At 71.4% G+C, this 18718-nt stretch carries 14 protein-coding genes and 2 rRNA genes (1 of these 16 running past the window's edge); 11 read left to right on the forward strand and 5 right to left on the reverse strand.

The genetic code is table 11. The features are described from left to right. The 4 genes from CP973_RS08405 to CP973_RS08420 all read left to right on the forward strand — a co-directional run. A 23S ribosomal RNA gene (locus CP973_RS08405) occupies positions 1-1294 on the forward strand (it extends 1828 nt beyond the left edge of the window). 77 nt (positions 1295-1371) lie between these two features. Continuing rightward, positions 1372-1488: ribosomal RNA gene (gene rrf / locus CP973_RS08410) — 5S ribosomal RNA — on the forward strand. 96 nt (positions 1489-1584) lie between these two features. Further along, the gene (locus tag CP973_RS08415; protein ID WP_150238952.1) at positions 1585-2481 is read left to right on the forward strand and encodes a helix-turn-helix transcriptional regulator; all 897 of its coding nucleotides are present in this window, start codon (positions 1585-1587) and stop codon (positions 2479-2481) included. 95 nt (positions 2482-2576) lie between these two features. Further along, a complete protein-coding gene (locus tag CP973_RS08420) occupies positions 2577-2930 on the forward strand; it encodes a cytidine deaminase (protein ID WP_150238954.1) in 354 nt (117 codons plus the stop codon). 19 nt (positions 2931-2949) lie between these two features. On the opposite strand, the gene CP973_RS08425 is transcribed toward CP973_RS08420, so the two are convergent. Continuing rightward, positions 2950-4524 carry a class I adenylate-forming enzyme family protein gene (locus CP973_RS08425; RefSeq protein WP_244409330.1) on the reverse strand — a complete coding sequence of 525 codons (1575 nt, stop codon included), beginning with the start codon at positions 4522-4524 and terminating at the stop codon, positions 2950-2952. 290 nt (positions 4525-4814) lie between these two features. Here CP973_RS08425 and CP973_RS08430 point away from each other — a divergent pair, with 290 nt between their 5' ends. The 5 genes from CP973_RS08430 to era all read left to right on the forward strand — a co-directional run bounded on the left by CP973_RS08430 (position 4815) and on the right by era (position 11448). Continuing rightward, positions 4815-6506 carry an NAD(P)-binding domain-containing protein gene (locus tag CP973_RS08430; protein WP_150238955.1) on the forward strand — a complete coding sequence of 564 codons (1692 nt, stop codon included), beginning with the start codon at positions 4815-4817 and terminating at the stop codon, positions 6504-6506. Then, positions 6503-7603, forward strand: coding sequence for an alpha-hydroxy acid oxidase (locus tag CP973_RS08435; protein ID WP_150238958.1), 1101 nt, complete (start codon positions 6503-6505; stop codon positions 7601-7603). Before CP973_RS08430 ends, CP973_RS08435 begins: the two co-directional genes overlap by 4 nt. Next, on the forward strand, positions 7600-9078 hold the full coding sequence (locus CP973_RS08440) for a cytochrome P450 (RefSeq protein WP_244409331.1): 1479 nt from the start codon (positions 7600-7602) through the stop codon (positions 9076-9078). The genes CP973_RS08435 and CP973_RS08440 overlap by 4 nt, the downstream gene beginning before the upstream one ends. A gap of 81 nt (positions 9079-9159) precedes the next feature. Next, entirely contained in the window at positions 9160-10428 is a 1269-nt protein-coding gene (locus tag CP973_RS08445; RefSeq protein ID WP_150238960.1) for a cation:proton antiporter, read from the forward strand. Between the two features lie 72 nt (positions 10429-10500). Further along, on the forward strand, positions 10501-11448 hold the full coding sequence (gene era / locus CP973_RS08450) for a GTPase Era (RefSeq protein WP_425281944.1): 948 nt from the start codon (positions 10501-10503) through the stop codon (positions 11446-11448). Positions 11449-11464: 16 nt separating this feature from the next. Here the strand turns inward: era and CP973_RS08455 are convergent, their stop codons facing one another. The 4 genes from CP973_RS08455 to CP973_RS08470 all read right to left on the reverse strand — a co-directional run bounded on the left by CP973_RS08455 (position 11465) and on the right by CP973_RS08470 (position 15588). Next, positions 11465-12724 carry an MFS transporter gene (locus tag CP973_RS08455; protein WP_150238963.1) on the reverse strand — a complete coding sequence of 420 codons (1260 nt, stop codon included), beginning with the start codon at positions 12722-12724 and terminating at the stop codon, positions 11465-11467. Next, a complete protein-coding gene (locus CP973_RS08460; protein WP_150238965.1) occupies positions 12721-14118 on the reverse strand; it encodes a GH1 family beta-glucosidase in 1398 nt (465 codons plus the stop codon). The genes CP973_RS08455 and CP973_RS08460 overlap by 4 nt, the downstream gene beginning before the upstream one ends. A gap of 76 nt (positions 14119-14194) precedes the next feature. Further along, entirely contained in the window at positions 14195-14461 is a 267-nt protein-coding gene (locus CP973_RS08465) for a protealysin inhibitor emfourin (protein WP_030376018.1), read from the reverse strand. Between the two features lie 62 nt (positions 14462-14523). Beyond that, a complete protein-coding gene (locus tag CP973_RS08470) occupies positions 14524-15588 on the reverse strand; it encodes a M4 family metallopeptidase (protein WP_150238967.1) in 1065 nt (354 codons plus the stop codon). A 302-nt stretch (positions 15589-15890) separates the two neighbouring features. Between CP973_RS08470 and leuA the strand changes: the two genes are divergently transcribed. After that, positions 15891-17669 (forward strand): 2-isopropylmalate synthase, encoded by a 1779-nt coding sequence (leuA, locus tag CP973_RS08480; protein WP_150238969.1) that lies wholly within the window; start codon positions 15891-15893, stop codon positions 17667-17669. A gap of 239 nt (positions 17670-17908) precedes the next feature. Then, complete coding sequence (locus CP973_RS08485; RefSeq protein ID WP_003980754.1) at positions 17909-18634, forward strand: tellurite resistance TerB family protein; 726 nt, start codon at positions 17909-17911, stop codon at positions 18632-18634. Positions 18635-18718 lie beyond the last annotated feature (84 nt).

Here is an 18718-nt window from a genome sequence, read left to right on the forward strand (position 1 = left end):
ACTCAGGTGGTCAGGTAGAGAATACCGAGGCGTTCGGGTGAACTATGGTTAAGGAACTCGGCAAAATGCCCCCGTAACTTCGGGAGAAGGGGGGCCATTGCTGGTGATCACCCTTGCGGTGTGAGCTGGTGGTGGCCGCAGAGACCAGCGAGAAGCGACTGTTTACTAAAAACACAGGTCCGTGCGAAGCCGTAAGGCGATGTATACGGACTGACGCCTGCCCGGTGCTGGAACGTTAAGGGGACCGGTTAGCTCCATTTCGGTGGGGCGAAGCTGAGAACTTAAGCGCCAGTAAACGGCGGTGGTAACTATAACCATCCTAAGGTAGCGAAATTCCTTGTCGGGTAAGTTCCGACCTGCACGAATGGCGTAACGACTTCTCGACTGTCTCAACCATAGGCCCGGTGAAATTGCACTACGAGTAAAGATGCTCGTTTCGCGCAGCAGGACGGAAAGACCCCGGGACCTTTACTATAGCTTGATATTGGTGTTTGGTTCGGCTTGTGTAGGATAGGTGGGAGACTGTGAAGCGGCCACGCCAGTGGTTGTGGAGTCGTTGTTGAAATACCACTCTGGTCGTGCTGGATGTCTAACCTGGGTCCGTGATCCGGATCAGGGACAGTGTCTGGTGGGTAGTTTAACTGGGGCGGTTGCCTCCTAAAGGGTAACGGAGGCGCCCAAAGGTTCCCTCAGCCTGGTTGGCAATCAGGTGTTGAGTGTAAGTGCACAAGGGAGCTTGACTGTGAGACTGACGGGTCGAGCAGGTACGAAAGTAGGGACTAGTGATCCGGCGGTGGCTTGTGGAAGCGCCGTCGCTCAACGGATAAAAGGTACCCCGGGGATAACAGGCTGATCTTCCCCAAGAGTCCATATCGACGGGATGGTTTGGCACCTCGATGTCGGCTCGTCGCATCCTGGGGCTGGAGTCGGTCCCAAGGGTTGGGCTGTTCGCCCATTAAAGCGGTACGCGAGCTGGGTTTAGAACGTCGTGAGACAGTTCGGTCCCTATCCGCTGTGCGCGTAGGAGTCTTGAGAAGGGCTGTCCCTAGTACGAGAGGACCGGGACGGACGAACCTCTGGTGTGCCAGTTGTTCTGCCAAGGGCATGGCTGGTTGGCTACGTTCGGAAAGGATAACCGCTGAAAGCATCTAAGCGGGAAGCCTGCTTCGAGATGAGGGCTCCCTCCCACTTGATGGGGTAAGGCTCCCAGTAGACGACTGGGTTGATAGGCCAGATATGGAAGCGCCGTAAGGTGTGGAGTTGACTGGTACTAATAGGCCGAGGGCTTGTCCTCAGTTGCTCGCGTCCACTGTGTTTGTTCTGAAGTAACGAACTCGCCTGTGCTGGCTGGAGTTGTTATCTTCATAGTGTTTCGGTGGTCATAGCGTTAGGGAAACGCCCGGTTACATTCCGAACCCGGAAGCTAAGCCTTTCAGCGCCGATGGTACTGCAGGGGGGACCCTGTGGGAGAGTAGGACGCCGCCGAACAATTTTTGTGGGAAGCCCCGCACCGTATGGTGCGGGGCTTTTCCGCGTTCAGGGTCGGTGTCGGTTCAGGGCCGGTATCGGTTTAGAGTCGGTGCCATGCAGACGACAGGGGAGTCCGGCGGCGCCACATCGCGCCGCCGCCGGGAACTGCGCGACTTCCTGATGAGCCGCCGGGCCCGGGTCAGCCCGGCCGACGCGGGCCTGCCCGACGGCGGCCGGCGCCGCACACCGGGACTGCGCCGCGAGGAGGTCGCGGTGCTCGCCGGGGTCGGCGCGTCCTGGTACCAATGGCTGGAACAGGGGCGGGACATCACCGTCTCGCCGCAAGTGCTGGACTCCGTGGCGCGGGTGCTCCGGCTGAGCGACACCGAGCGGCGGCACCTGTACGTACTGGCGGGGCTCAATCCACCGCTGCGGCAGGACCCGGACCCCGCGGTGTCGGAGATGAGCGAGGGGTTGCAACGGCTGATCGACGCGTGGATGCCGTTCCCGGCCCACATCCTGGACCCGTACTGGAACTGCGTCGCCTACAACGAGGCGGCCCGGCTGGTCCTCAACTACGGCCAGGAAGGCTCCCGTTCCAACTGCCTGATCTCCTACTTCACCGATCCGGTCTACCGGGCCCGCGCCGCCAGCTGGGAGCGGAACGCGCCGACGATCGTGGCGCAGTACCGGGCGGCGTGGTCGGAGCGGCCCGGTGACGAGGGGTACGAGGAGGTCGTGGGGGAGGTGTCCGCGGCCAGCGCGGAGTTCGCGGAGCTGTGGGCGCGCGGGGACGTGCAGGACGGCGGGCAGGTCCACAAGGAACTGGAGCACCCGCTCGTCGGCACGCTGCTGTTCGAGTCCACCCAGCTGCGGGTGCCGGCCCGCCCGGACCTGACCATCGTGCTGCACAACCCGCGCCGGACGGCGGAGGCGGACACGGCGGCGAAGCTGGAGTGGCTCACCTCGCCGGAAGGCCGCCGGGGCCGCATGTATTCGGTGGCGGGCTGACGGCCGGCCCGGGGGCGTATGTTCCGCGGGCAGCCTCCAGAACCGTACGGCCCCCCTCGTCCCCGGCGGCCCCCTCGCCGCATATGCTCGCCCGTATGAGCGAAGCCGCACCGCTGGACCCGGAAGACCGCAAGATCATTACGCTGGCCCGTTCCGCGCGGGCCCGCAACGGCGTGCCGGAAGGCGCCGCCGTCCGCGACGAGACCGGGCGCACGTATGTCGCCGGTACCGTCACCCTGGAGTCGTTGCAGCTCAGCGCGTTGCGTACGGCGGTCGCCATGGCCGTCGCGAGCGGTGCGCAGTCGCTGGAGGCCGCCGCCGTGGTCACCGAGGCGGAGGCGGCCGCGGCCGAGGACCTCGCGGCCGTACGGGACCTGGGCGGCGCCGGAACGCCGGTGCTGGTCGCCGGTCCGGACGGCACGCTGCGGGCCACGGTCGAGGCGGGCTGACCGGCCGCGGCGCCTCCCGTCACCCGGAGCGGTCCGCACCCCCGACCGCACCCTTGTCCCCCACCAGCCCCAGCAACGCCCGCTTGTCCGGCTTGCCGCTCCCCGCGACCGGCACCTCCTCGATGACGGTGATCGTGGCGGGCACGCTCGCGGCGCCCAGCTCCGCGGCGACGTGCGCGCGGAGCGCCGCCGGGTCGGGGTGTCGTTCCGCCGTCGGTACGACGAACGCGTGGGCGGCCTCGCCGGTCCGCTCGTCCGGCGCGCCCACGACGTACGCCTGGTCCACATCCGGGTGCCGGGCCAGTGCCTGCTCGATGGCGCCCGCGTAGTGCAGCACGGCGTTGATGATGATCACCTCGCGGGTGCGCCCGGTGAGCCGCAGGAAGCCGTGCTCGTCGAGGCGGCCGAGGTCGCGGGTGCGCACCCAGCCGTCCCGCAGTACGGCGCGGGTCTCCGCCTCGTCCCGCCAGTAGCCGGCCAGCGCCCCGGCGGTACGGACCCAGATCTCCCCGGCCGTGCCGTCGGCCGGCGGCGGGCCGCCGTCCGGGTCCCGTACGTCGATCTCCACCCCGTCCAGGGGCCGCCCCACCGAGCCGTACACCGACCGGGGCCCGTGGGCGAGGTCGTCGGGGGTGAGCAGGGTCAGCATGCCGGTCTCGGTCTGCCCGTACCCCTGGTGCACGACCGGGCCGAGCCGGTCGGCGGCCTCGGCGAGCCGGTGCGGCGCCAGGGGTGATCCGGCCACGAGGAGGGCGCGCAGGCTGCTGGTGTCCACGGGCTCGGTCCGCAGGGTGTCGAGGATGTGATGGAGCCGGGGGACGGTCAGCAGGCAGGCGGTGACGCGGTGCCGCGCGAAGACCTCGGGGAAGGACGGCGGCGGGTCGGGGATGACGGCGGTGCCGCCGCCGAGCAGGCACAGCCCCAGATGCTCGAAGATCACCGCGCTGGTGAGGGTGCCGAAGAGCAGGAAGCGCGCGTAGGCCGCGGCGAGGGCGGAGGTCCGCGCGGTCCAGCGGGCGGGCTGCCACGACCAGCTCGTGCTCAGGCTGCGGTAGGTGTGCGCGCACCGTTTGGGCTGCCCGGTGCTGCCGCTGGTCAGGGTGATCAGGGCGATGTCGTCCGGGCGGCCGCGGGGTACGAGGTCGTCCGGTGCGGCGGCTGCCGCCGTGCTCAACAGGTCTTTTTCCAGGCGGAGTCGGGCGAGGCCACCGGCCGCGGTGAGGAGTTCCGGGGTGCCCGACGGCTCGTCGTGCACCAGGATGTCGATGCCGTCGGCGAGGATCTGTGCGAGGTGCCGCGGCGGCAGCCCGGGGCGCAGGCCGGTCAGCCGGGCGCCCAGCAGAAGTACCGCCAGGTGCAGGGCGAACGCCTCGGGGGTGACGCCGGCGGCCACCGCGACGGACGACCCCGGGCCGACGCCCGCGGCGCGCAGTCCGCGTACGCAACGGGCGGCCCGGTCCAGGACCTCACGGCGGGGGACGGCGCGTCCCCGGTGTTCGAAGGCCGCCGTGTCCGGCTGCCGGCGGAAGGCGTCGACGAGGGCCTGCGGGAAGACGTGGCCGCGGGGCAAAGGGCTTTCGGCTGGCTGATTCATTTCGCTGCATCCGCTCCTGGAGGTGAACGGCTGAAATGCGTCCCGGGACCGGCGGGGCGAGCGGGGCGTGGTGTACGGGCAGGGCAATGCGGGGATCCGCCGGGGCGCGACAGAAGAGCGTTCCGGGTAAAAGTCCCGGACCTTGTGACACTGGCTTCCGTAGCGTACTCGCAAACCTCGGAATGAGTGTGACGCACATCACTTAATCGCGCACTAGTGCCGTGCTTTAACACTCAAGTAATGTCGGTTTCCGCTCCATCTCCATCCTTCGCAGGTGACAGGAGAATTGCGTGAGCCACGAAGAAGCGACGGACTATCTGGTGGTCGGTGCGGGCCCCGCCGGATTACAGGCCGGATATTTTCTGCAACAGGCCGGACGCAGTTATCTCATCGTGGAGGCCGGCGCGGCCCCCGGCACGTTCTTCACCCGATTTCCCCGGCACCGTACGCTCATCTCCATCAACAAGGTGCACACCGGGTGGGACGACCCCGAGCTGAACATGCGCACCGACTGGAACTCCCTGCTCTCCGACGAGCACACCCCGCTGTTCACCGCCCGCACCCCGCGCTATTTCCCCGCCGCCGACGAGATGGTCGGCTATCTCGCCGACTTCGCCGCCACCCACCGGCTCCGCGTCCGCTACGACACCCGTGTCACCGAGATCTCCCGGCCGGCCGACGGGGCGGCCGGTGAGCCTGCCGACGATCCGGAAGGCGGCCCGGAAGGCGGCCCGGAAGGCAGCTCGGCCGGCGGCCCGTCCGGACCCGGCGACTTCCTGGTCCGCGCCGCGGACGGCACCGTGTTCCGCGCCCGGCGGCTCATCGTGGCGACCGGTGTGACCCGCCCGTACGTGCCCGCCATCGAAGGCGTCGAGACGGTCGAGCGCTACGACGAGGTGGACGTGGACCCGGCCGCCTTCACCGGGCAGCGAGTGCTGATCATCGGGCGCGGCAACTCCGCGTTCGAAACCGCGGACAACCTCATCGAGACCGCCGCCGTCATCCACGTCGCCGGCCCCGGCTCACTGAAGCTCGCCTGGCAGACCCATTTCGTCGGACACCTGCGGGCCGTCAACAACAACTTCCTCGACACCTATCAGCTGAAATTGCAGAACGCGGTACTGGACGGCGACATCCGGCGTATCCGGCTGCAACCGGACGGCAGCTACCGGGTCTCCGTCTCCTTTTCCCGGGTCCAGGAAGTCGTCAAGGACATCGTGTACGACCGGGTCATCCTCGCCACCGGGTTCCGCTTCGACCCGTCGATATTCGCTCCGGAATGCCGCCCCGAACTGGCCGTCAACGACAGGTTCCCGGCGCAGACCGACGCCTGGGAATCCACGAACGTACCCGGACTGCACTTCGCCGGCACCATCACCCAGGTACGCGATTTCAAGAAATCCACCAGTGGTTTCATCCACGGCTTCCGGTACGGCGTACGGGCCCTGCACCGCATCCTCGAAGCCCGCCACCACGGCCGCCCCTGGCCCGCCCGCACCCTGCCCGCCACCGCCGGGGCGGTCACCGACGCCGCGATCGCCCGCGTCAACCGCAGCTCGGCGCTCTTCCAGATGTTCGGCTTCCTCGCCGACGTGGTGCTCGTCGGCCGGGACGGCACGGCCCGCTACTGCGAAGAGGTCCCGGTCGACCATCTGCACACCGCCGTCGCGGACGGCGGCTTCGGCGACATCGGCCAGTACTTCACCGTCACCCTCGAATACGGCGAGGGCCACGACAAGGTGAACCCGTTCGACATCACCGCGGGCCGCAACTCCCAGCAGGACACCACCGGCCTGGACGGCCGCTATCTGCACCCGGTGGTCCGCGCCTTCGACGGCGCGGCCCCCGGCAAGGCGACCGCCGAACACCACATCACCGAGAACCTCGAAAACGAGTGGGACAGCGAGGAGGTCCACCGCGCACCCCTGCGGAGCTTCCTGCGCGCCCGGCTCACCGCCCCGGCCGCGGCGGCCCGGCCGTGATCCCCACCCTCGCCGACCTGCACGAACAGGCGCGGGAACGGCTGGACCCCCGGGTGTACGACTACTTCGCCGGCGGCGCCGGAGGGGAGACGGCCCTGCGCGAGAACGAGGCGGCGTTCCGCGGGCTCGCCCTGCTGCCGCGCGTCCTGCGCGGGGCCGCCACCCGCGACCTGTCCGTGACGCTGTGCGGCGACCGCCTGTCCCTGCCCGTCCTCGTCTCGCCCACCGCCTTCCACCGCCTCGCCCACCCGGAGGGCGAACTCGCCACCGCCCGCGCGACGGCGGCGGCCGGCACGGTTCTGGTCACCGGCATGGCGGCGACCGTGCCGGTGGCCGAGGTCACCGCCGCCGCCCGCGCGGTACGGGACGACGCGCCCGTGTGGTTCCAGCTCTACCTGCAACCCGAACCGGAGGTCACGCTCGCGCTGGTGCGCCGGGCGGAGCGGGCCGGGTGCTCGGCGCTGGTCGTCACCGTCGACTCGCCGGTGTTCGGCCGCCGAGAGCGGGACGCCCGGCACGGCTTCGACGACCTGCCCGACGGCCTGGCCGCCGAGAACATGCGCGGCCTGCCCGGCGCCCCGGACGGCCGCCCCCGCGACATCGCCATGTCGCCGGGGCTCTCCTGGGACGACCTGCGCCGGCTGCGGTCACAGACCCGGCTGCCGGTGCTGCTCAAGGGCGTCCTGCACCCCTCGGACGCCCGCATCGCCGTCGCCGAGGGCGTGGACGGCCTGCTGGTCTCCAACCACGGCGGCCGCCAGCTCGACGCGGCACCGGCGAGCATCGAGGCGCTGCCCGCCGTCGCCGCGGCCGTCGCGGGCCGGGTGCCGGTGCTGCTGGACGGCGGCGTACGGCGGGGCTCCGACGCCGCCGTGGCCCTCGCCCTGGGCGCGTCGGCCGTCGGCGTCGGGCGCCCGGTGCTGTGGGGGCTGGCGGCGGACGGCGAGAAGGGCGTCCGGCACGTCCTGGAACTGCTGCGCGCCGAGTTCGACCACGTACTGGCGCTGTGCGGCGGTGGCAGCCCGGCCGACCTGGGGCCGGACCTCGTGGTCGCCCGGGGGAGCGCGCACACCGTACGGAACGGGGAGGACACATGAGCCGCCCCCGAACCACCGGACCCTTGCGCACCACCAACCGCCTCCGCACCACCAGCCCCTTCCGCACCGCCAAGCTGCTGGCCGCCGCGGCCGGCGTCCTGTCCGTCCCCTACTGGCTGCCGCGCTCCGTCGTCGCCGCCCGCGTCGCGCTCTTCGCGCGGATCAACGGCGACGAGGGCATCGCCTTCCCGAGCGCCGCCGTCCCCGCCGACCGCTTCGAGGAGATCTACTCCCACCCGGCCGCCAACGGCCGCAGCCGGGGCGCCGCCCTCTCGGACCTCTTCTGGTACTGGCTCGCGCCCGGCCCCGAGGTGCACCAGGAGCACCTGGAGGACGGCCCGCGCTACGACGAGGTCGCCCGTACCACCCTCGCCGTGCTGGCCGGGCCCAGCCGGGACCTGTCCGCCGCCGTGGCCCGCCGTACCGCCGCCGTGCTCGACGAACTGGTCACCGGCCGGGCCGAGTTCGTGCGGCTGCGCGACCTGATGATGCCGGTGTGGGCGGAGTTCTTCCACGGGCTCGTCTTCCGCGAACCGTGTCCGCCGTACGTCCGGCGCCTGATCGTGGACAACGCCGAGGACGTGGTCAACTCCCTGAAGTGCACCCGGCTCCGCCACCCGGCCCGCCGCGCCCGCCTCACCCGCCACCTGCGGCGGCGCATCACCGCCGGGCAGGTGCCGCCGCACCACCTGCCGGGCTCGCTCACGCCCGACGAGCAGGCGTACTACCTCCAGGGCACCTTCTTCAACACGGCCGTCGTGCAGATGTCCGAGGCCATGGCCCACCTGCTGCTCGTCCTCGCCCAGCACCCGGAGGCGCAGCACCGCCTGGCCGCCGCGCCGGACGACGACCGCTACTTCTCCAACGTCCTCAACGAGACGCTGCGGCTCTACCCGCTCTTCGGCGTCGCCCACCGCATCAGCACGGACGACATCCCGCTCGGCCCGGACACCGCCATTCCCGCCGGCTCCGTACTGTGCTTCAACTATCCCGACTACCACGCCACCGGCTACACCGACCCGGACGTCTTCGACCCCGGACGCTGGGACCGTCTGGTGGCCAAGCAGCAGCACCACATCCCATTCGGCGTCGCCGCCAACCGGCCCTGCCCGGCCTGGCGGCTCGCCCCGCTGGCCATGCACGCCGCGACCCGTGAGGTACTGCGCCGCTTCACCCTCCACTCCACCGTCGCCCACACCCGTTCCATCCCGCACCGCGCCCCCTGTCTGCTGGTCCGGCGCGGCCGCCCGCTGCCGCCGCACCGGCTGCTCGCCGCCCGGGCCTTCCTGAGGGTGCGCGACCGGTGGGAGGACGTGTGGCGCAGCTGCGTCCAGCTCGTCCTCGGTACGTGGATGGTGCTCGACGCCCGCCGCCTGCGCCCGGCCGAGCGCTATTTCGCCACCCACGACACGCAGGGCGTCCCGCTGCCGGGCACCGCCCCCGCCCCGGCGCGCTGCCCCTACCCGCACCCCTGACCCACGAGCCCGCCGTGTCCGGGCCCGGCACCCGGGCCCGCCCGTCCCCGTACGTCCCCGCGAGCCGAAGGGCGTTCCGTCATGTCCACCACCGAGTTGGGGCCGGTGTTCTTCCTGGCCGTCGTCGTCATCCTGCTCGTCTGCCGGCTGGTCGGCCGTGCCCTGCGCGCGCTGGGCCAGCCGCCCGTGGTGGGCGAGATGGTCGCCGGCGTGGTCCTCGGGCCGTCCGTGCTGGGCCTGCTGGCGCCCGGCGTGGAGGCGGCCCTCTTCCCGCCGGAGCTGCGGCCCGCGCTGTATGTCGCCGGGCAGATCGGCCTGGTCGTCTTCATGTTCCAGACCGGCTACGAGTTCCGTACGGCCGGCATCCGGAGGGTGGCGAAACCGGCCACGATGATCTCCTCGGCCGGCATCCTCGTACCGTTCGCGCTGGGCGTGGGGCTGACCTACGCCGTCCACGACAGTGTCGACGTCTTCCCCGAGGACGTGGCCGTCGGCGTCTCGGCCCTCTTCGTCGGTGTGACCCTCGCCATCACCGCGTTCCCCATGCTGGCCCGCATCATCACCGAGCGCGGCCTGACCGGCACCCGCTTCGGCTCGCTGTCCCTGGCGTCCGGCGCGGTCGACGACGCGCTGGCGTGGGTGCTGCTCGCCGGAGTGCTGAGCATGGCCGGCAGCGGCACCGGGCCGCTGCTCATCGCCCTCCTCGGGAGCGTCGGCCTGGTGGTCGTCCTCGCGCTGCTCGCCCGCTCCGGGACCCGGCTGGCGGGCCTCACCCACCGCCGGGCCCCCGACGAGCTGCTGCTGGTCACCGTCGTCCTGCTCTTCCTCGCCGCCTGGTACACCGACCGCATCGGCCTGTACGCGGTCTTCGGCGCGTTCAGCCTGGGCGCGGTCTTCCCGCGTTCCGAGGCGGTGGACCGCGCGATCGAGGCGCTCGGGCCGATCAGCCGGATCGTCTTCCTGCCGCTGTTCTTCACCTACTCCGGCCTGAACACCGACTTCGCGCTGCTGGCCTCGCCCGGCCTGCTGCTGTTCACCGTGGCCTGCGTCGCCCTGGCCGTCCTCGGCAAGCTGGGCGCCTGCTGGCTGGCGGCCCGGGCGGCGGGGGAGGAGGGCGCGGTCGCGCTGCGCATCGGGACGCTGATGAACGCGCGGGGCCTGATGCAGCTCATCGCGATCAACATCGGCCTGGCGGCCGGCATCGTGACGCCGTCGCTGTTCGCGGTGCTGGTCGTGGTGGCGCTGGTGACGACGGTGATGGCGACCCCGCTGCTCACCCTGTGGGACCGCATCGACGCGCGCCGGGCGGTCGGCCGCCCGCGGGCGGAGCGGGTCGGCGCCGCGCCCTGAGCCGGGCCGCGTACGGTACGGGCCGGCCGCCGCCCGACCGGGTGGTCGGCGCGGCTCCGGCGATCGGGGACAATGGGCGCCATGAGCGTTCCCACAGAGTCCTCCGCACCGCACCGCGCCGGCTTCGCCTGCTTCGTCGGCCGCCCGAACGCGGGCAAGTCGACCCTGACGAACGCTCTGGTCGGCACGAAGGTGGCCATCACCTCCAACCGCCCGCAGACCACCCGGCACACCGTGCGCGGCATCGTGCACCGCCCGGACGCCCAGCTCGTCCTGGTCGACACCCCGGGCCTGCACAAGCCGCGCACCCTGCTCGGCGAGCGGCTCAACGACGTCGTACGGACCACCTGGGCCGAGGTCGACGTGATCGGCTTCTGCCTGCCCGCCGACCAGAAGCTGGGCCCCGGCGACCGCTTCATCGCGGGCGAGCTGGCCGGGATCAAGAAGACCCCGAAGATCGCCGTCGTCACCAAGACCGACCTGGTCGACTCCAAGCAGCTCGCCGAGCAGCTGCTCGCCGTCGACCAGCTCGGCCGGGAGCTGGGCATCGAGTGGGCGGAGATCATTCCGGTCTCGGCCGTCGGCGACAAGCAAGTGCAGCTCGTCGCCGACCTGCTCGTCCCGATGCTCCCCGAGAGCCCTCCGCTCTACCCCGAGGGCGACCTCACCGACGAGCCCGAGCAGGTCATGGTCGCCGAGCTGATCCGCGAGGCGGCGCTCGAAGGCGTACGGGACGAGCTGCCGCACTCCATCGCCGTCGTCGTCGAGGAGATGCTGCCGCGCGAGGACCGCCCGGCCGACAAGCCGCTGCTGGACATCCACGCCAACGTCTACATCGAGCGGCCCAGCCAGAAGGGGATCATCATCGGCCCCAAGGGCAGGCGGCTGAAGGAGGTCGGCGTGAAGTCCCGCAAGCACATCGAGGCGCTGCTCGGCACGCCGGTCTTCCTCGACCTGCACGTGAAGGTCGCCAAGGACTGGCAGCGCGACCCGAAGCAGCTGCGCAAGCTCGGCTTCTGACGCCCGCCGGGGCGGCTCACTCCACCCCGCGGATCCGCCGCACCAGCAGCGCCCCCGCCAGCCCGGTGCCCGCCGCGAGCAGGTACAGCACCGGGTAGCCGCCCAGGTACGTCACGACCGGCGCGGCCAGCGCGGGGGCGGCCACCTGCGGCAGCGAGTTGGCGATGTTGACGATGCCGAGGTCCTTGCCCCGGTCCGCGGCGGCCGGCAGCACATCCGTCAGCAGCGCGAAGTCCACCGACGTGAAGACGCCGAAGCCGACGCCCAGCAGCGCGGCGGCGACCAGTGCGCCGGGCCAGGTCTGCCACCCGGCGAGCAGCGCGGTCGCCACCGCCATGATCACACCGGACCACAGGACGAACGGTTTGCGCCGTCCCGTACGGTCCGACCAGACCCCGCCGACGACGACCGTGGCGAGCAGCAGCACACCGTTGACGGCGGTCAGCACCAGCACGCCGTCCTCGGGGTGCGGCCGGTGCAGCGCGTCGCGCAGGTAGTACAGCAGGTAGAGCAGGGCGATCGCGTTGCCGAGGTTGACCAGGAAGCGGGTCAGCCAGGCCCAGGCCAGGTCGGGGTGGCGGCGCGGGCTGATCCAGAACCCGGCGAGGAAGGCCCGCCAGGCGAACGGCGGCCGGTCGCCGCGCCCGATCCGCAGGTCCCGGTAGCGCAGTACGTACGGCAGCGTGGCCAGCACCGTGAAGACGGCGCACGCCACGTACCCCGCCGCGATGCCGCCGGCGGCGGACGCCAGCCCCGTACCGGCCACCACCCCCAGGAACTGCGCCGCGCCCAGCCAGCCGCCGACCGTGCCGCGCTGGGCGTGCGGCACGCGGTCCGGCACGGCCGCGGTCACCGCGGCGAACGCGGCGTTGAGGGCCAGCTGCACCAGGCACCACCCGGCCGCCATGGCGGCCACGCTCCGGGCCGCCGCCAGCAGGCACAGCGCCGCCGCGCCGCCGAGGACACCGGCCGCGATCCACGGCGTACGGCGCCCGAAGCGAGATGCCGTACGGTCCGACAGCGCGCCGAAGAGCGGGTTGGCGACCAGGGAGACGGCGGCGCCCAGGCCGGTGACCCAGGCCAGCACCGACTCCTTCGACGTGCCGGGCGGCGCCAGCTCGGCCGCCTGGAGGGCCAGCAGGACCTGGATCGGGCCGTACCAGCCGGCCCAGACCGCCCCGTTCGCCAGCGCCAGCGCGGCGGTCCAGCCGCGGCCCACCCGCGCGGCCGGGTCGGCGAGGGCCCCGGGCGTCTCCGCGGCCCCCGCCCCGCTCACCGCCGCGCCCGCAGCGCGTCCCGCAGCCAGTGGTACGACGCCTTCGGCGTGCGCGCCAGCGTCCCGTAATCGACGTGCACCAGCCCGAACCTCCGGGCGTACCCCTCGGCCCACTCGAAGTTGTCCAGCAGCGACCAGACGAAGTACCCGCGGACATCCACCCCGGCGGTGATCGCGTCGTGCACGGCCCGGATGTGCGCGTCCAGGAAGGCGATCCGCTCCCGGTCCTCGACGCCCTCGTACGAGCAGCCGTTCTCGGTGATGACGACCGGCGGCAGCCGGTCGCCGTACCGGTCGCGGAACCCGGTCAGCAGCTCGGTCAGCGCCGCGGGCACCACCGGCCAGCCGAAGTCCGTCAGCGGGTACCCCTCGATCGCCCGTGGCGCGAACGGGAGCCCCGGCGGCAGCTCGATCCCGGCGAACGCGGCCGGTCCGCCGTCCGCCGCCTCCGGTGCCCCGACCTTCGTCGGCTGGTAGTAATTCACCCCGTACCAGTCCAGCGGCTCACCGATGATCCGCAGGTCCGCGTCCAGATCCGGGCCGGACAGCAGCGCCGCCGTCAGCTCCTCCTCCGGATAGCGCCCCAGCAGCACCGGCTCCGCGAACAGCCGATTCAGCAGCAGGTCGTACAGCCCCGCCGCCTCCTGATCGGCGGCCGACTCCGACGCGGCCCATGTGGGCCCGTGGGAATTGGCGATCCCGATGTTGTCAGCTCCCCGCGCCCGCAGCGCCTGTACGGCCAGCCCGTGCCCCAGCAGCTGATGATGCGCGGCGGGGAGCGCCTCGAACCCCAGCCGCAGGCCCGGCGCGTGCTGCCCCAGCCCGTACCCCAGCAGCGTCAGCTCGGCGGGCTCGTTGAGCGTGATCCACCGGTCCACCCGGTCCCCGAGCCGCGCCGCGACGGCGTCCGCGTACGCCGCGAACCGCCGCGCCGTGTCCCGCTCCAGCCAGCCGCCCGCCGCCTCGACGGCCTCCGGCGTGTCCCAGTGGAAGAGCGTCGGCACCGGCCGGACGCCCGCCGCGCACAGCTCGTCCACCAGCCGGTCGTAGAAGTCCAGCCCCGCCGCGTTGACCCGCGGCCCGCCGTCCGGCATCACCCGGGGCCAGGCCACCGAGAACCGGTACGCGCCGACGCCCAGCTCCTCGATCAGCGCCACGTCTTCCCGGTAGCGGTGGTAGTGACCGGTCGCCACCCGCCCGTCCGACCCGTCCTTGATCCGCCCGGCCCCTTCGACGAAGCCGTCCCACACCGACCGCCCCCGCCCGTCCTCGTCCACCGCCCCCTCGATCTGGTAGGCGGAGGTCGAGACCCCCCACACGAATCCCTCGGGGAAGCGGGGCAACGCAGACGACGGGGACGACGAGGTCCCGTCCGGCACACGCGGAGCGTCCATGTGCCGGATGGTGATTACCGCCGCGTATGGGTGTCAAGAGGCGTGCGGAGGGCGGGGGTTGCCGGCCGGTGGCCGGTCAGCTGCCCTCCTTCAGGACTCTGCTGATCAGCCGGCGCTGCTCCTCGGTGAGGCGGGGGTCGGAGGCGTAGACCGTGTCGCCGTCGATGGTGATCTGGTAGCTGAAACCGTCGGGGACGCCTACCGGGGGCGTGCCCCGGCCGGCGGCGGCTGCCCGCTCGGCCAGGGCGTGCCATTCCGCGGCATCGGGCAGACCCGAGGTGTCGACCTCGGCGTGCCGCTCGATGCCGGCGAAGCCGCCGGTGCGTCGTACTTGAATCCGCATGACGGACTTCCTACCCAGTGCGGTGCGGGGAAACGGGCGGAACGGGCCAGAAGCGGGCGGGGTCAGCTGCTGGGCACCCCCACCTGCGACCACGCCTTGAGGAGGGCCTGGAGTTCCTCGCCCTCGCCGTACTTGGTGCGTGCGGTGGCGACCGTCAGCCGCGCGAAGTCCGCGAACTGGGCGTCCTTGTCCAGCTGGCCGCCGGTCAGCGTGTCGTACCAGATCTGGCCCGCCCGCTCCCAGGCGTTGCCGCCGAGGTCCGTGGCGAGCAGGTAGAAGGCGTGGTTGGGGATGCCGGAGTTGATGTGCACGCCGCCGTTGTCGCGCGAGGTCTTGACGTAGTGGTCCATCGTCGCGGGCTGCGGGTCCTTGCCCAGCACGTCGTCGTCGTACGCGGTGCCCGGGGCCTTCATCGAGCGCAGCGCCTCGCCGGTGACGTTCGGACCGAGCAGCCCGGCGCCGATCAGCCAGTCGGCCTGGGAGGCGTTCTGGCCGAGCGCGTACTGCTTGATCAGGGCGCCGAAGACGTCCGACATCGACTCGTTGAGCGCGCCGGACTGACCGAAGTAGTCCAGGTTGGCGGTGTGCTGGGTCACGCCGTGGGTCAGTTCGTGACCGATGACGTCGACGGGGATGGTGAAGTCGAGGAACAGGTCGTTGTCGCCGTCGCCGAAGACCATCCGCTGGCCGTCCCAGAAGGCGTTGTCGTAGTTCTCGCCGTAGTGGACGGTCGCGTTCAGCGGCAGGCCGGAGTCGTCGATCGAGTGCCGGCCGTAGACCTTCAGGTACAGCTCGAAGGTCGCGCCGAGGCCCGCGTGCGCGCGGTTGACGGAGGCGTCCTTGGACGGCTTGTCGGCCTCGGAGTGCACCTTCTTGCCCGGCAGCACCTCCTGGTGCCGGGCGTCGTAGATGGTGCGGTTCGGCTTGTCCGACGGGGTGCCGGCCGGCGCGCCGAGGCCGCGGACGGTGGTGATGCGGCGCCGCGTGCGCTGCAGGGCGTCGTGCTCCAGGGTGCGCAGAGCGCGCCCGGAGCGGTCGGCGTCCTCCAGTTGCGACAGGTGGTCGAGGACGTGGGGCGGCACGATCGTGCAGAAGACGGGGTGGGCCGCAGTGGCTTCAGGGTTCATGCACGGCAATGTGGCACTGGGTCATCACCCTGTCACTCCCTGCCGTCATGATTCCCGAAAACGTGTGGTTGATCGCGTTGGAGCGGTTACCTCACCCCGGTCCCGCATACTGATACGGGGCCACCGATTCCGTGCCGCCTCGGCTAGGGTGCTGTGCATCATGCGTTTCGGGCTGCTTCTCCTTAGCTGCCGCGGCGAGGGTCTGTTGTCGTAGGGCCGACCCCCTCCCCGCGGAGTTCGGTGCTGCGATTTTCGCCCCGTCGGCCTCTCCCCCGCGGACACACGAGGAGCCCCGCCCCACCATGACGAATCCGTCGATTCCTGCTGAGAACTCCGTCGGCCGCCCCACGCCCATCACGAACGCCACGCAGACCCAGAAGCCCTCCGGCCTGCCGGTCCACCGCTACGGCGCCTACGAGGCCGTGGACATCCCCGACCGCACCTGGCCGGACAACCGCATCACCAAGGCGCCCCGCTGGCTGTCCACGGACCTGCGCGACGGCAACCAGGCGCTGATCGACCCGATGTCGCCGGCCCGCAAGCGCGAGATGTTCGACCTGCTGGTGAAGATGGGCTACAAGGAGATCGAGGTCGGTTTCCCCTCGTCCGGCCAGACCGACTTCGACTTCGTACGGTCGATCATCGAAGAGGGCGCGATCCCCGAGGACGTGACGATCTCCGTCCTGACCCAGGCCCGCGAGGAACTGATCGAGCGCACCGTCGAGTCGCTGCGCGGCGCCCACAAGGCCACCGTCCACCTGTACAACGCCACCGCGCCGGTCTTCCGCCGGGTGGTCTTCCGCGGCTCGCGCGAGCAGGTCAAGCAGATCGCGGTGGACGGCACGCGGCTGGTCATGGAGTACGCGGACAAGATCCTGGGCCCCGAGACGGCGTTCGGCTACCAGTACAGCCCGGAGATCTTCACCGACACCGAGCTGGACTTCGCGCTGGAGGTCTGCGAGGGCGTCATGGACGTCTGGCAGCCCGAGGAGGGCCGCGAGATCATCCTGAACCTGCCGGCCACCGTCGAGCGCTCCACCCCCTCCACGCACGCCGACCGCTTCGAGTGGATGTCGCGCAACCTGTCGCGCCGCGAGCACATCTGCCTGTCCGTGCACCCGCACAACGACCGCGGCACCGCGGTGGCCGCCGCCGAGCTGGCGATCATGGCGGGCGCCGACCGCATCGAGGGCTGCCTGTTCGGCCAGGGCGAGCGCACCGGCAACGTGGACCTGGTCACCCTGGGCATGAACCTGTTCAGCCAGGGCGTGGACCCGCAGATCGACTTCTCGCAGATCGACGAGGTCCGCCGGACCGCCGAGTACTGCAACCAGATGGAGATCCACCCGCGCCACCCCTACGCGGGCGACCTGGTCTACACCGCCTTCTCCGGCTCCCACCAGGACGCCATCAAGAAGGGCTTCGAGGCCATGGAGGTCCAGGCCGCGGAGCAGGGCAAGCGCGTGGACGACCTGGAGTGGGCGGTCCCGTACCTGCCGATCGACCCCAAGGACGTCGGCCGCTCGTACGAGGCCGTGATCCGCGTGAACTCGCAGTCCGGCAAGGGCGGCATCGCGTACGTCCTGAAGAACGACCACAAGCTGGACCTGCCGCGCCGGATGCAGATCGAGTTCTCGAAGATCATCCAGGAGAAGACCGACGCCGAGGGCGGCGAGGTCACGCCGGACGCGATCTGGTCCGCCTTCCAGGACGAGTACCTGCCGACCCCGGAGAACGCCTGGGGCCGGATCGCGCTGCGCAGCGCGCAGACCTCCACCACCACCGAGGGCACCGACGCGCTGACCGTCGAGGCGGTCGTGGACGGCGCCGACACGGTCCTGACCGGCACCGGCAACGGCCCGCTGGCGGCGTTCTTCGACGCGCTGCACGCCATCGACGTGGACGTACGGCTGCTGGACTACGTCGAGCACACGATGAGCGAGGGCGTGGGCGCCCAGGCCGCCGCGTACATCGAGTGCGCGATCGGCGACAAGGTGCTGTGGGGCGTCGGCATCGACGCGAACATCGTGCGCGCCTCGATCAAGGCGGCCGTCTCCGCGGTCAACCGCGCGAGCCGCTGATCACCGGGCCGTCCGCGCGGATCGGCGCGCGCGCCGGCGGGCGGCCCGCCGACCGGCCCTGACCTGCGACGTACCCGGCGCCCCCCGGTTCTCTCCGCGAGAGCCGGGGGGCGCTTGGGGGTTCAACCGGTTTAAACGGCCGTCTTGTCCGGTCCGCGGTACTGACGGCACATCTCCGATGTGGCTAACATCACGCTCAACGCGGCAAAGACGCCGGAGCGTTACGGAGGGTCGACGTGATGCACAAACTGGCTGTGGTGGGTGTGCGGACGTCCTGGCGCACCGTCGCCGACGGCGAGTTCTTCTGCCCCGAGTGCGGCGGGGACCGCAACTACCTGCGGCGGACCGGCCGCCGCCGGCTGACCGTCCTCGGTCTGCCGCTGCTGCCGCGCGGCACCGCGGGCCCGGTCGTCGAGTGCTCCGCCTGCCGCGGCCACTTCGCGCTGGACGCGCTGGACCACCCCACCACCACCCGCTTCTCGGCGATGCTGCGGGACGCCGTGCACACCGTCACGCTGGCCGTGCTGGCCGCCGGCGGCACCACCTCGCCCGGGGTGCGCAGCACCGCGGTGGGCACGGTGCGCGCGGCGGGCTTCGCGGACTGTACGGAGGACCAGCTGCTGACGCTGCTGGCCGCGCTCGCCGCCGACACCGGCCGGCTGCCCGGCGCGCACGACGGCGCGCTGTCGCGTACCGCGCCCGGAAGCCTCGGGCGGCCCGGCGGCGGGCTCGACCCGTGCGGCACCGCGCTGGCCATAGAGCTGCACGAGGCCCTGGAGCCGCTGGCCCCGCACCTCGCCCCGGCCGGCCGGGAGTCCCTGCTCCTCCAGGGCGCCCGCATCGCCCTCGCCGACGGCCCGTACCTGCCGTCCGAGCGCGAGGTCCTGACCACCGTCGGCACGGCCCTCCTGCTGTGCCCGGACGACACCGCCCGGCTGCTGGCGGCGGCCCGCACGCCGTCCTGAGGCCGTACGGGTCCACCGGGCCGAGACCGTACGGGGCCCACCGGGCCGAGACCGTACGGGCCCCGAAGCCGCCGGTGCGGCCCC

The organism is Streptomyces albofaciens JCM 4342 (genome assembly GCF_008634025.1).
In the GTDB taxonomy this organism is placed as follows: Bacteria; Actinomycetota; Actinomycetes; order Streptomycetales; family Streptomycetaceae; genus Streptomyces; species Streptomyces albofaciens.

Excerpts from the sequence above, each read along its gene's own strand:
- CP973_RS08415 (WP_150238952.1), top strand. The coding sequence starts at position 1,585 with ATGCAGACGACAGGGGAGTCCGGCGGCGCCACATCGCGCCGCCGCCGG.
- CP973_RS08420 (WP_150238954.1), top strand. The coding sequence starts at position 2,577 with ATGAGCGAAGCCGCACCGCTGGACCCGGAAGACCGCAAGATCATTACG.
- CP973_RS08425 (WP_244409330.1), bottom strand. The coding sequence starts at position 4,524 with ATGAATCAGCCAGCCGAAAGCCCTTTGCCCCGCGGCCACGTCTTCCCG.
- CP973_RS08440 (WP_244409331.1), top strand. The coding sequence starts at position 7,600 with ATGAGCCGCCCCCGAACCACCGGACCCTTGCGCACCACCAACCGCCTC.
- CP973_RS08445 (WP_150238960.1), top strand. The coding sequence starts at position 9,160 with ATGTCCACCACCGAGTTGGGGCCGGTGTTCTTCCTGGCCGTCGTCGTC.
- era (WP_425281944.1), top strand. The coding sequence starts at position 10,501 with ATGGGCGCCATGAGCGTTCCCACAGAGTCCTCCGCACCGCACCGCGCC.
- CP973_RS08460 (WP_150238965.1), bottom strand. The coding sequence starts at position 14,118 with ATGGACGCTCCGCGTGTGCCGGACGGGACCTCGTCGTCCCCGTCGTCT.
- CP973_RS08465 (WP_030376018.1), bottom strand. The coding sequence starts at position 14,461 with ATGCGGATTCAAGTACGACGCACCGGCGGCTTCGCCGGCATCGAGCGG.
- CP973_RS08470 (WP_150238967.1), bottom strand. The coding sequence starts at position 15,588 with ATGAACCCTGAAGCCACTGCGGCCCACCCCGTCTTCTGCACGATCGTG.
- leuA (WP_150238969.1), top strand. The coding sequence starts at position 15,891 with ATGACGAATCCGTCGATTCCTGCTGAGAACTCCGTCGGCCGCCCCACG.
- CP973_RS08485 (WP_003980754.1), top strand. The coding sequence starts at position 17,909 with ATGCACAAACTGGCTGTGGTGGGTGTGCGGACGTCCTGGCGCACCGTC.